Source organism: Flavonifractor sp. An82, from assembly GCF_002159265.1.
Lineage (GTDB): Bacteria > Bacillota > Clostridia > Oscillospirales > Oscillospiraceae > Flavonifractor.
This window is the reverse complement of the sequence record NZ_NFHG01000038.1, coordinates 1-12229: the sequence shown is the minus strand read 5'-3', so window position 1 is coordinate 12229 and position 12229 is coordinate 1. Positions and strand designations below refer to the sequence as shown.

The window sequence follows — 12229 nt, the reverse complement described above, 5'->3', positions numbered from 1 at the left end:
ATAAACGCTGAAGGCATCTAAGCGTGAAACTCTCCCTAAGATTAGATCTCTCATCCTTCGGGAGTAAGGCACGTCGTAGACTATGACGTTGATAGGTCGGAGGTGGAAGCGCGGTAACGCGTGTAGCTGACCGATACTAATAAGCCGAGGGCTTGACCTTAACATGATGATTGCAGGCGCTTGCCTGGTACTGGAGACTGCATTGTTCGGTTTTGAGGGTGCTGACGAAGCACTGTGAGATGCGCCTTTAGCTCAGCTGGTAGAGCAACTGACTCTTAATCAGTGGGTCCCCGGTTCGAATCCGTGAAGGCGCACCAATGGCCCGTTGGTCAAGCGGCTAAGACGGCGGCCTCTCACGCCGCAAACGTGGGTTCGATTCCCGCACGGGTCACCATTTTAAATGTCCCAATTCTTTTGTGTGTTCCCGCCCCCGCAGGGGGTGGGAACACCGGGAAAAATTTTTGACCCGGAAACACAAAAGGGAATTGGGAGTTTTAAATTAAATAGACTGACTTATCGTTGAGAAAGACGGTAAGGAGAGAAAAGTTCAATGGAAGTTTTCTTTGCTTACTTTCTTTTTCAAAAGAAAGTAAGTTGGTGTTGATTGCGGTGAGGGTCCACCCGTTCCCATCCCGAACACGGAAGTTAAGCTCACCTGCGCCGAAAATACTTGTCTGGAGACGGACCGGGAAGATAGGTAACGCCAACACAAAGACGGACTTCTTTGGAAGTCCGTCTTTTTTTGTTTTGCCGTTCTTTTGAAGAAAGAAAGCTGTGGAAAAGGAATGCAGCTTTTGTAATATGGGAATCGCCTTGTAATGATCAGGATTTCCTGATATAATGAAGAAAAAACAGCTGTGGAGGTGAGAATTGTATGAAAAAATTATATTTATTGCCTTTGCTGCTTTTGCTGGGCCTGTGCACTGGATGTACCGAGCAGCCTCAGGCGAGTAAGCAGGATGCTATACCCTTCCAAGAGGGGCAGTACTATGCTGTGGCTTACCTGGGCTATCAGCAGATAGAAGATCTGGACGATTATACGGCGCAGTATCTGGACAGCGATCAGCTGCCGGTCCACTATATCTCCAGCGGTGATTTTTATCTGGTCATACCCAGATACGCTGGTATGGAGCTATCCCTGTACCGCAATGATATGGAAACCATGGACCCAGTTCTCCTCTATGAAGATCCTGACTGTAAACCCTTTATCCTGCAGTGCAATGCCAGCGATATTTTTGCCGATGCCACCATCCGACTGTCCTACGGGGAGGAGACTGCGGAGTTTTCACCGTTTATTTCCCTGAAAGATGGTACGGTAGATGTGGGGGAACAGGGACTGCTGTTGACCAAGCCTGCGGACAATCCATCCCAAGACGGATAACGACAATTCCTCCGCCTGTTTCATAAACGGGCCGTTCCATAGATGAATGATCCCGGAGATGACGGCGGAACGCGACAGGCTTTCCAATGGAAAGCAGTCTGATAAGCTGACAGCCTGGGCACAGCCCGGGCTGCTTTTATATGCATGAAAATAAGAGACGATATTATGGGCTACGCACAGCGACGGGCAGATTCTGCCACTCATAACACGAAATAGAAGCAACTGGGCAAAAAAGTACCTTGAAAACCGCTGGGTATAATGCTATTTTACAAGCATAAAATTGCCTTGCTGTGCATGACTATTTTGCCATAACAAGATACAAAATTGCCGGGTAAACGGCCAAAAACGCAAGGCGTTTTTTTGGGGAGCACCATTGTACTGTGGAACCTGGAGAAATGCCCGACTTGCAAATTTTGATGCGGTGGGGAGAACATAATGAGTGAAATAAAGAAAATTTCTGACATGATCGACATCAATTTGCTCCAGTCCATTCAGGACAACTGCTCCAGGGCGATGGGAATCGGAGCTGTGACGGTGGATTACAAGGGAAATCCCATTACGCGATACAGCGGATTTACGGATCATTGCATGAAAGTGCGGGAGGTCCAGGGATTTTTAGAAATGTGTGCCCAATGTGATGCCCACGGCGGGCTGCATGCGGCCATTACAGGCCAGCCGTATATTTACCGCTGTCATGCTGATTTGGTGGATTTTGCGGTACCGCTGATCATCAACGGAACCTATATGGGAGCCGTGCTGGGCGGCCAGGTTCGTGTGTGTGAGGAAGAGGCCGAGCAGCTGGAGTACATCCTGCCCCACCAGAGCAACTGGCGGAAGCATGAGCAGATCAACGAGCTCTACGAGAAGATGGAGACCGTCTCCTATGAAAAGGTGGAGGCCACCGTGCAGATCCTGAGGGATATCATCGTAGCTCTGACCGAGAACGAGAGCGGAAAGAAAATGCAGGATACTCTGGAGGAGAAGGACAAGCAGCTCACGGAGGAGCGTGCCGCCCGCTCCGAATTGGAGAATGTGATCCGCAAGCAGGAGGCTGCGGCAGTATACCGTAGCTCTGAATTTCGCTATTTCTTCTATGTGATGAACATTATTTCCCGCCTGGCCTACGAGGAAAAGGCGGAAAAGACCGAACAGGTGGCCTACGATTTTGCTGATGTCATTCGGTATGAGATGGGCAACCAGAAGAAGATCTCCACGCTGGGAGAGGAACTCAGCTACATGGAGGCCCTGCTTAGGATTCAAAAGGCCTGGGTAGGAGACAAGTTGGACTTTACCATGTCGGTGCCCGCGGGATATTGGGGTATTCCGTGCCCGTATATGCTTCTGCGGCAGATTTTGGACCATATTGTGGATGATTTCGGACAGGAAAACGCATCTCCCCTCAGACTGGAGTTTTACGGTCAGGAGGACGGGGATGCATTCCAGCTCCAGATCCGGTGTGATGGGGCGGTCCAGTCTTCCGACGAGTGGGCGCACCTGCTCAGCACGTCCAAGGGAGGGGGAGAGCGCTCTCTTCATACCATAAACAGCGGCCTGCAGCATGTGTTTGGGAACAAGTATGGGCTGAGTGTGTGTGCCCGTGAAGATAAACAAACAGGGATCATTATTCGCATTCGCCTGCCTTTGGAGAAGCGGGGAACGTTCTGAGTCGATACGCCCGCACATGGTGTGCGGTAGGAGGAAGGCCAGATGAAACAGATTCTCATATGGAGCGACAATGATCTGGAACGGCAGATCACAGGGGAGATCCTGTCTGCCGGTTTGGATGAAGTGCAGATTCTCCACGCTGACGGCGCGGAGCAGGCTCTTGCCACCCTGGAAAAGGGCGGAGTGGATCTGTTCGTCGCTGATATTCCTCAGTTCAGTCTGGCCAAATGCAATGTAATCACGTCAGCCCAGAACCTGGCGCCCGACAGCCCGATTCTGGTGATCTCCTCCGGGGAACAGGAGCATGTGTCCCGCAATATCTGGCGTCTGGGGGTCAGAGATTATCTGCTGAAGCCCTGCCGGCCGGCGTGGATTTTGGCGGCGGCCAAGGCGCTGATGGGAAAGAACAGCGGGAGCGCCCCCCAGCCGGAAGCCGATGACAGCCGCCGGAAACGATATCTGAACCGCTTGATGGAGCAGTTGCGGGGATTTCAATATAAAAAATGCATCCAGACCACAAGAGAATACCTTGATTTGCTCTACCGGGATGGGGATAATGTAGAGGCGATTCGCAACGAGGTAGTGGATTTTGCTGCTGGGATCGCTGAGCTTGGCGCTCCCTTTGGACAGGCAGTGCAGTGGAAGCTGAATCGATGCCTGGAGCAGTTCCGCGTCCGTTTTGACCGGCAGGGACGGAAGTATGAAAGCTACCTCACGCTGGAAACCATGTTGGATATGATGTTTGAAGCCATGGAGGAGAGCAACTTCTATGAGGTGGAGGGGGGGCAAAAGATCCTCAACTTCATTGACCGGAATGTGCGCAAGGGCCTGAGCCTGGACGAGGCCGCCGAGTATGCCAGTATGAGTTCCTGCTACTTCAGCAAATTTTTCAAAAAGCTGACGGGGCAGAATTACATCGCCTATGTGACCGACGGGAAGATCGAACTGGCCAAGCAGATGCTGCTGGATACCGACATGCCGGTGATCAACATCTCCTATGAGCTCTCTTACGGAGAGACCAACTATTTCAGTAAGGCGTTCAAACGGAAGGTGGGAGTTACTCCTACGGAATTCCGGGAGCGTAATCGCAAGGCCGGAGATCAGAGCAGCGGCTGCTGACGCCACCGGGCGGTGCAGGTGCCGCCAGGGAGTGTGAAAACATGAAGGAATTCAGTTTCAGCACCAGGATCTTTTTTGGCGAGGGTGCGCTGGAGCGACTGCGTAAGCTGGAGGATAAGCGCGTTATGATCGTTACCGATCGCTTTATGGCCGGTATGGGTGTGCCGGATAAGGTGGCCAGCTATCTTACCCGCTGTCAGGTGACGGTCTTTGACGGCGTTGTGCCCGACCCGCCCATCGAGGTGGTGGCCGCCGGCGTGGAGGCTCTTCGTGACTGCGGGGCGGAAGCCATGATTGCAGTGGGCGGCGGATCTACCATTGATGCGGCCAAGGCTATCCGGGCAGTTGCCAAGGAGACACTTCATATTGATACTGACCGGTGGGAGTGCTTTGCCATACCCACCACCAGCGGCACCGGCTCTGAGGTGACCGAGTATGCTGTCATCACTGACCGGGCCAAGGGCATCAAATATCCCCTGGACAGTAAGGCCCTCCGCCCGCCGGTGGCCATTCTGGATCCCCAGCTGACGGTGTCCGCGCCGGCCTCCGTTACCGCTGACGCCGGTATGGACGTATTGACTCACGCCATGGAGGCTTATGTGTCCAAGGGCGCCAATGATTTCTCTGACGCATTGTGTGAAAAGGCGGTCTCTCTGGTATTTCGGTTCCTGCCCCTGGCCTTCCAGGATGGTACCGATCTGCTGGCCCGGGAGAAGCTCCATAACGCGTCCTGTATGGCGGGCCTGGCCTTCAACTCCGCCGGCCTGGGTCTGACCCATGGTATGGCCCATGCGGTGGGCGGGAAGCTCCACATTGCCCACGGCAGGATCAATGCCATGCTGCTGCCCCACATCATCAGCTTCAACGCCAATCTGGCTGGGGTGCGCAACGGGGAGTATACCGTGGCGGCAAAAAAGTACCAGCGCCTGGCAAAAACCCTGGACCTGCCTGCCCCCAGCGTCCGGCTGGGTGTCTCCAACCTGCTGCGGGAGGTGGAGCGGCTGAACCGGACCCTGAAGATCCCTGCCACCCTCAAAGAGTGGGGGAGCAGCCCGGAGCAGATCAGAGATCTCCGGGAGGAGATGATCTCTGCGGCTCTGGCCGACGTTACCACCGCTTCCAATCCCCGTCCTGCCACGGCGGAGTGTGTGGGAGCCATCCTTCAAAAGCTGTCGGGCTATTGAGCCTGTTTGGAAGAGAGGGCAAAAAAGTCCACCTCGTATTTCTGTGAGATACGAGGTGGACTTTTTTGTCCTTGCCGGGCGGAAAAACAAAAAAATACAGCTGCTGAGAGGGTAGGGAGAGACTGGAAAATGGGTGATTTTTAGACCGGATGGTTTGGGATAAACAGACAAAAAAGCACTGCGGTCTGCCAAGAAAATAGTGTCGGCAGTCAGGTATAATCCCCTCAGATAGCGCGCGGTTTCTTTTATGAGACCGGCGTTGGCCACATGAAGGAGGTAGTAGTATGCAACAGGAAGCTCTGGGAATGGTTGAGACCAGAGGTCTGGTCGGCGCCATCGAGGCCGCCGATGCCATGGTCAAATCCGCCAATGTCAGCCTGGTAGGCTACGAGAAGATCGGCTCCGGTCTGGTCACCGTTATGGTGCGCGGAGACGTGGGCGCAGTCAAGGCGTCCACCGATGCCGGCGCTGCCGCGGCCCAGAAGGTGGGAGAAGTGGTCTCCATCCACGTCATCCCCAGACCCCACACCGATGTGGAAAAGATTCTGCCCAATCAGCTGTAAGTAAGAAGGGACTCCCCCAAGAATTCAAAATTATAAAATGTTCGGAGGGTTAACACATGAAAGACGAGCTGATCAGCAAGGTCATGGACGAAGTCATGAAGAAGATGGGCGTGACTGAGACCACCCCCGCTCCCGCAGCCGACGAGGCGTGCTGCGAGGCGGCCCCCGCCTGCAACCTGACTGAGTTTGTGGGCACCGCTCTGGGCCACACCATCGGCCTGGTTATCGCCAACCTGGATCATCAGGTGCACGAGCAGCTGAAGATCGATCCCAAGTATCGTGCCATCGGCATCATCAGCGACCGCGTGGGCGCCGGCCCCCAGATCTTTGCCGCTGACGAGGCTGTCAAGGCTACCAACAGTGAGTGCCTGCTGGTGGAGTGCCCCCGTGATACCGAGGGCGGCGCCGGCCACGGCTCCCTGATCATCTTCGGTGCTGAGGACGTCTCCGACGCCCGCCGGGCCGTTGAGGTCTGCCTGCGCGAGATCCCCCGCACCATGGGCGACGTGTACGGCAACAGCGCCGGTCACCTGGAGTTCCAGTACAGCGCCCGCGCTTCTTACGTCCTGAACAAGGTCTGGGGCGCTCCTCTGGGCAAGGCCTTCGGCATCACCGTCGGCGCTCCCGCCGGCATCGGCGTGGTCCTGGCGGATACCGCTTCCAAGGCCGCTACCGTGGACGCCGTCACCATCGCCACTCCCGGCAACGGCGGCACCAGCTTCTCCAACGAGGTTAACTTCTTCTTCTCCGGTGACTCCGGCGCCGTGAAGCAGGCTGTCATCGCCGCCCGCGACGTGGGCCTGCAGCTGCTCAAGACCCTGGCCCCCGACGAGGAGCTCAAGAGCACCACCACCCCCTACATCATCTAATTAACGGGAAGGAGTCAGTTACATGAAGTCAAAGCGTTTTGAAGTACTGGCCGCCCGCCCGGTTAACCAGGACGGCTATGTTCAGGAGTGGCCTGAGGTGGGCCTGATCGCTATGAACAGCCCCTTCGACCCCAAGCCCAGCATCAAGATCGAGAACGGTGTGATCACCGAGCTGGACGGCAAGACCCGTGCCGAGTTCGACATGCTGGATACCTTTATCGCTGACCACGCCATCCGCCTGGAGAACGCCGAGAAGGCCATGGCCATGGATTCTCTGGACATCGCCCGGATGATCGTGGACATCAACGTCTCCCGTAAGGAAGTGCTGGACGTCACCCTGTCCCTCACCCCCGCCAAGCTGACTGAGGTCGTGGGCAATCTGACCATCGTGGAGATCATGATGGGCATGACCAAGATGCGTGCCCGTATGATGCCCGCCAACCAGTGCCACGTCACCAACGTCCGCGACAACCCCGTCCAGATCGCCGCCGACGCCGCCGAGGCTGCCGTCCGTGGCTTTGCTGAGATGGAGACCACCGTGGCCGTGGCTCGTTACGCTCCCTTCAACGCCATGGCTCTGTTCGTAGGTGCCCAGGCCGGCCGTCCCGGCATCATGACCCAGTGCGCCCTGGAAGAGGCCACCGAGCTCATGCTGGGCATGCGCGGCTTCACCACCTACGCCGAGACCATTTCCGTCTACGGCACCGAGCCCGTCTTTATGGACGGCGACGACACCCCCTACTCCAAGGCGTTCCTGGCCAGCTGCTACGCTTCCCGCGGCCTGAAGATGCGCTTCACCTCCGGTACCGGTTCCGAGGTCCAGATGGGCTATGCTGAGGGCAAGTCCATGCTGTACCTGGAGGCCCGCTGCCTGGCTGTCACCAAGGGCGCCGGCGTGCAGGGCACCCAGAACGGCTCCGTGTCCTGTATCGGCGTGCCCGCCGGTGTGCCCGGCGGTATCCGCGCCGTGGCCGCTGAGAACCTGATCGCCATGCTGCTGGACCTGGAGTCCACCACCTCCAACGACCAGACCTTCACCCACTCCGACCTGCGCCGGGTGGCCCGTACCGTGCCTCAGCTCTTCTCCGGCACCGACTACATCTGCTCCGGCTACTCTGCCACCCCCAACTACGACAATATGTTCGCCGGCTCCAACTGGGACGCCGAGGACTACGACGACTGGACCATCATCCAGCGCGACATGAAGATCGACGGCGGTCTGCAGCCCGTCCGCGAGGAGGACGTGCTCAAGGCCCGCAACAAGGCCGCCCGCGCCCTGCAGGGTATGTTCCGTGAGCTGGGCCTGCCCGAGATCACCGACGCCGAGGTGGAGGCTGCTACCTACGCCAACGGCTCCAACGACATGCCTCAGCGTAACGTCAACGAGGATCTGAAGGCTATCGAGGACATGATGGCCCGCAAGGTCACCGGCGTTGATTTCGTGAAGGCTCTGGATCGCGCCGGCTTCCCCGACGTGGCCCACAACGTGTACAACATGCTCCGCCAGAAGGTGGCCGGCGACTACCTGCACACCGCCTCCATCTTCGACAAGGACTTCCATGTCCTGTCCGCCGTCAACGTGCCCAACGAGTATCACGGGCCCATGACCGGCTACCAGATCAGCGAAGAGCGCTGGAACCAGCTGAAGAACATTCCCAACGCCATCCGTCCGGAAGACATCTAAGAGGGGTGAAGCAACATGACGTTTGATGAAAACACTCTGCGCAGTGTGATTGAAGAAGTTCTCAAAGAGATGGGCGCCGCTCAGAGCGCGCCTGCCGCCGCCCCCGCCGCCTCCACCATTCCCGCCGCCGGCAAGCTGACCGTGGCTGAGGATGGAGAGGCCCGCAAGGGCTCCGCCGCCGACGAGGTGGTCATTGGCCTGGCCCCCGCCTTCGGCACCAAGCAGACCAAGACCATCGTGGACCTGCCCCACGACAAGGTGCTGCGCGAGATCATCGCCGGCATCGAGGAGGAGGGCCTGAAGTGGCGCGTCATCAAGGTGTACCGCACCTCCGACGTTTCCTTCATCGCCCATGACGCCGCCGAGTATTCCGGCTCCGGCATCGGCATCGGCATCCAGTCCAAGGGCACTACGGTCATTCACCAGAAGGACCTGCCCCCCCTGTCCAACCTGGAGCTGTTCTCTCAGGCGCCCCTGATCGACCTGGAGACCTACCGCAAGATCGGCAAGAACGCCGCCAAGTATGCCAAGGGTGAGGCCCCCACTCCCGTTCCCACCAAGAACGATCAGATGGCCCGCCCCACCTACCAGGCTCTGTCCGCTCTGCTCCACATCAAGGAGACCGAGCTGGTGGACAACAACAAGAAGCCGCAGGCCGTTTCGGTCTCGTTCCAGTAAGGAGGCAGCAAGTTTATGGATCAGGAACTTTTGATGAAGCAGATCGTGGAGCAGGTCATGGCTGCCATGAAGAACGGCACCTCCGCTCCCGCCGCCCCCGCCGCCTGCTGCGGCAACGGCGATAAGGTCACCGCCGCCAACTACCCCCTGGCCGAGAGCATGGCCGACAAGATCAAGACTCCCACCGGCAAGGATTTCACCTCTCTGAGCTATGAGAAGGTCATCAACGGTGAGCTGACTGCCGACGATATGCGTATCGCCCCCGAGACCCTGGAGATGCAGGCTCAGGTGGCCGAGTCCGTCCATCGTGAGGCCTTTGCCGGCAACCTGCGCCGGGCCGCTGAGCTCATCGCCGTGCCCGACGAGCGCCTGCTTGAGATCTACAACGCTCTGCGTCCCTACCGCTCCACCAAGGAGGAGCTGCTGGAGATCGCCAATGAGCTGGACGGCAAGTACGGTGCCAAGACCGCCGCTACTCTGGTGCGTGAGGCTGCCGAAGTCTACGAGAAGCGCGGCAGACTGAAGAAATTCTAATTTACTTACCAGAGTCAGGAGGCGCCCCATGAAACTTGTCGCAGGCATCGATATTGGTAATGCGACCACGGAAACGGCTCTGGCCCGTATAGAGAACGGCCGCGCCGTGTTTCTGGCCAGCGGTACGGTGCCCACCACGGGAATCAAGGGTACCCGGCAGAATATCAATGGTATTTTCCACTCCCTGAACAATGCCCTGGAGAAGGCCGGTTATACCATTCAGGATCTGAGCGAGGTGCGGCTCAATGAGGCCGCCCCCGTCATCGGCGATGTGGCCATGGAGACCATTACCGAGACCATCATCACCGAGTCCACCATGATCGGTCATAATCCGGCCACTCCCGGCGGCATGGGCGTAGGCGTGGGCGAAACCATTCTGGTAACGGAGCTGGAGCGTGCACCCGGCGGAAAGGACTACATTGCGGTCATTCCCAAGTCTGTGGACTTTGAGGAAGCCGCCCGTCTGATCAACCGGGGCAGCACCGGCACCCGCCAGGTCACCGCAGCCATCGTGCAGCGGGATGACGGCGTGCTGATCCACAACCGGCTGGACCGGAAGATCCCCATCGTGGATGAGGTAGCCCTGGTGGACAAGGTTCCCCTGGGCATGCGCTCTGCGGTGGAGGTTGCCTCGGCTGGCGGCGTGGTGGAGGTGCTCTCCAATCCTTACGGCATTGCCACTCTGTTCGGGCTGTCTTCGGAAGAGACCCGTCAGGTGGTGCCCATCGCCCGGGCACTGATCGGCAACCGTTCCGCAGTGGTCATCAAGACCCCCGCCGGCGACGTAAAAGAGCGGAAGATCCCCGCCGGCTCCATGGAGCTGATGGGGACCAACCGCAGCGTCAAGGTGGATGTGGACGCGGGCGCTGAACGCATCATGAAGGCAGTGGAGTCCATCCCCGCCCTGGAGGATGTCCGGGGAGAGCCCGGCACCAACGCCGGCGGCATGCTGGAGAAGGTTCGCCAGGTCATGGCCAACCTGACCAATCAGCATCCCAGAGACATCAAGATCCAGGACCTGCTGGCGGTGGATACCTTTACCCCCCAGAAGGTGCAGGGCGGCCTGGCCAATGAATTTTCCCAGGAGAATGCGGTGGGCATTGCCGCCATGGTCAAGGCCGACCGGCTCCAGATGGAAGCCATCGCCAAGGAATTTTCCCAGCAGATCAACGTGCCGGTGCGGGTCGGCGGCGTGGAGGCCGACATGGCCATCCGGGGAGCGCTGACCACCCCGGGCACCAACAAGCCCCTGGCAATCCTGGACATGGGTGCCGGTTCCACCGACGCGTCCATCATCAACGCTGAGGGCGAGATCCACTCCATCCATCTGGCGGGTGCCGGCAACATGGTCACCCTGCTGATCCAGTCGGAGATGGGTCTGTCCGACTTCGACACGGCGGAGGACATCAAGAAATATCCCCTGGCCAAGGTGGAGAGCCTGTTCCACATTCGCCATGAAAACGGAACCGTGGAGTTCTTCCAGCAGCCCCTGGACCCCCACCTGTTTGCCAAGGTGGTCATCCTGAAGGAGGGCAAGTTCATCCCTCTGGAAGGAGACCTGTCCATGGAGCGCATTAAGCTCATCCGCCAGCAGGCCAAGCAGAAGGTATTTGTCACCAACGCCATCCGGGCTCTGACCCGGGTCAGCCCCACCGGCAACGTACGGGAGATCCAGTTCGTGGTGCTGGTAGGCGGTTCGGCCCTGGACTTTGAGGTGCCTCAGATGGTCACCGACGCCCTGTCTCAGTACAAGGTGGTGGCCGGCCGGGGAAACATCCGGGGCACCGAGGGCCCCCGCAACGCGGTGGCCACCGGCCTGGTGCTCTCCCTGACGGAAGGGGGAGCCTGACATGCCCATGCCCCATGAGATCCGCAAGCCCATGATCCACTTCTTCCATACGGCCCAGGCAAACCGCCAGGTCCTTCGGGAGGTGGAACTGGGCATGGAGGAGGAGAGCATCCCCTGGAAGCTGGACCAGATGCAGAGCGGAAACGCCCTGACCCTGGCCTGGGAGGCGGCACAAAGCTCCAACCTGGAGGTGGGAGTGGGTGCCGATGACCAGTGGATCGTCCTTCACTACAGCAAGCTGGAGAAGGATCAGCCCTTATTCCGCATCTCTGCCCAAGCCGGGCCTGCTCAGGCCCGGGCACTGGGAGCCAATGCGGCGCGGCTGGTAAAGAAGCTGCCGCTGAAGGCTCTGGACAGGAGGTGAACATATGCAGCAGAAAAGTTTGGGACTCATCGAAACCCAGGGCCTGGCCGCCGGTGTGGTGGCCGCGGATGCCGCGGTGAAGTCGGCCAACGTGGAACTGGTGGGCTACGAGCTTACCAAGGGCGGCGGCTGGACACTCATCAAGGTGCAGGGCGACGTAGGCGCGGTGAAAGCCGCTGTGGACGCCGCCAGAATAGCCGCCGGTAAGGTCAACCGGGTGGTGAGTACCCGTGTGATCGCCCGCCCTTCCAACAGTCTGGAGCAGTTGATCCACACCGCGGACACGGTGGGCGATCAGCGGCCTGAGCCCCCCGAGGGGCCGGAGCCGCCCCCTACCCC

12 protein-coding genes, 2 tRNA genes and 2 rRNA genes are annotated in these 12229 nt (G+C 58.5%); all 16 read left to right on the top strand.

What is annotated here, in order from left to right:
- Nucleotides 1-160 (top strand): 23S ribosomal RNA (locus tag B5G34_RS17830); the annotation flags it as partial.
- A gap of 81 nt (nucleotides 161-241) precedes the next feature.
- A tRNA-Lys gene (locus tag B5G34_RS17825) sits at nucleotides 242-317 on the top strand.
- Nucleotides 318-319: 2 nt separating this feature from the next.
- Nucleotides 320-394, top strand: a tRNA-Glu gene (locus tag B5G34_RS17820).
- Between the two features lie 199 nt (nucleotides 395-593).
- Nucleotides 594-709 (top strand): 5S ribosomal RNA (gene rrf / locus B5G34_RS17815).
- Nucleotides 710-874: 165 nt separating this feature from the next.
- A complete protein-coding gene (locus B5G34_RS17810) occupies nucleotides 875-1381 on the top strand; it encodes a hypothetical protein (RefSeq protein WP_087340580.1) in 507 nt (168 codons plus the stop codon).
- A 435-nt stretch (nucleotides 1382-1816) separates the two neighbouring features.
- Entirely contained in the window at nucleotides 1817-3046 is a 1230-nt protein-coding gene (locus B5G34_RS17805) for a PocR ligand-binding domain-containing protein (protein ID WP_087340579.1), read from the top strand.
- A gap of 42 nt (nucleotides 3047-3088) precedes the next feature.
- Nucleotides 3089-4165 carry a helix-turn-helix domain-containing protein gene (locus tag B5G34_RS17800; RefSeq protein ID WP_087340576.1) on the top strand — a complete coding sequence of 359 codons (1077 nt, stop codon included), beginning with the start codon at nucleotides 3089-3091 and terminating at the stop codon, nucleotides 4163-4165.
- Nucleotides 4166-4206: 41 nt separating this feature from the next.
- Complete coding sequence (locus B5G34_RS17795) at nucleotides 4207-5349, top strand: 1-propanol dehydrogenase PduQ (protein ID WP_087340574.1); 1143 nt, start codon at nucleotides 4207-4209, stop codon at nucleotides 5347-5349.
- Nucleotides 5350-5633: 284 nt separating this feature from the next.
- Nucleotides 5634-5912, top strand: coding sequence for an ethanolamine utilization microcompartment protein EutM (eutM, locus tag B5G34_RS17790; protein WP_087340571.1), 279 nt, complete (start codon nucleotides 5634-5636; stop codon nucleotides 5910-5912).
- 56 nt (nucleotides 5913-5968) lie between these two features.
- On the top strand, nucleotides 5969-6781 hold the full coding sequence (gene pduB, locus B5G34_RS17785) for a propanediol utilization microcompartment protein PduB (protein ID WP_087340569.1): 813 nt from the start codon (nucleotides 5969-5971) through the stop codon (nucleotides 6779-6781).
- Nucleotides 6782-6803: 22 nt separating this feature from the next.
- The gene (locus tag B5G34_RS17780) at nucleotides 6804-8465 is read left to right on the top strand and encodes a propanediol/glycerol family dehydratase large subunit (RefSeq protein WP_087340567.1); all 1662 of its coding nucleotides are present in this window, start codon (nucleotides 6804-6806) and stop codon (nucleotides 8463-8465) included.
- Between the two features lie 15 nt (nucleotides 8466-8480).
- Nucleotides 8481-9143: a propanediol/glycerol family dehydratase medium subunit gene (locus tag B5G34_RS17775; protein ID WP_087340564.1), complete on the top strand. Its 663-nt coding sequence runs from the start codon at nucleotides 8481-8483 to the stop codon at nucleotides 9141-9143.
- A gap of 15 nt (nucleotides 9144-9158) precedes the next feature.
- The gene (locus tag B5G34_RS17770; RefSeq protein WP_087340562.1) at nucleotides 9159-9677 is read left to right on the top strand and encodes a diol dehydratase small subunit; all 519 of its coding nucleotides are present in this window, start codon (nucleotides 9159-9161) and stop codon (nucleotides 9675-9677) included.
- Nucleotides 9678-9705: 28 nt separating this feature from the next.
- A complete protein-coding gene (locus B5G34_RS17765) occupies nucleotides 9706-11526 on the top strand; it encodes a diol dehydratase reactivase subunit alpha (RefSeq protein WP_087340560.1) in 1821 nt (606 codons plus the stop codon).
- Nucleotide 11527: 1 nt separating this feature from the next.
- On the top strand, nucleotides 11528-11890 hold the full coding sequence (locus tag B5G34_RS17760; RefSeq protein WP_087340558.1) for a glycerol dehydratase reactivase beta/small subunit family protein: 363 nt from the start codon (nucleotides 11528-11530) through the stop codon (nucleotides 11888-11890).
- Between the two features lie 4 nt (nucleotides 11891-11894).
- The coding region (locus B5G34_RS17755; protein WP_140397297.1) for a BMC domain-containing protein at nucleotides 11895-12229 on the top strand (335 nt) is incomplete at its 3' end.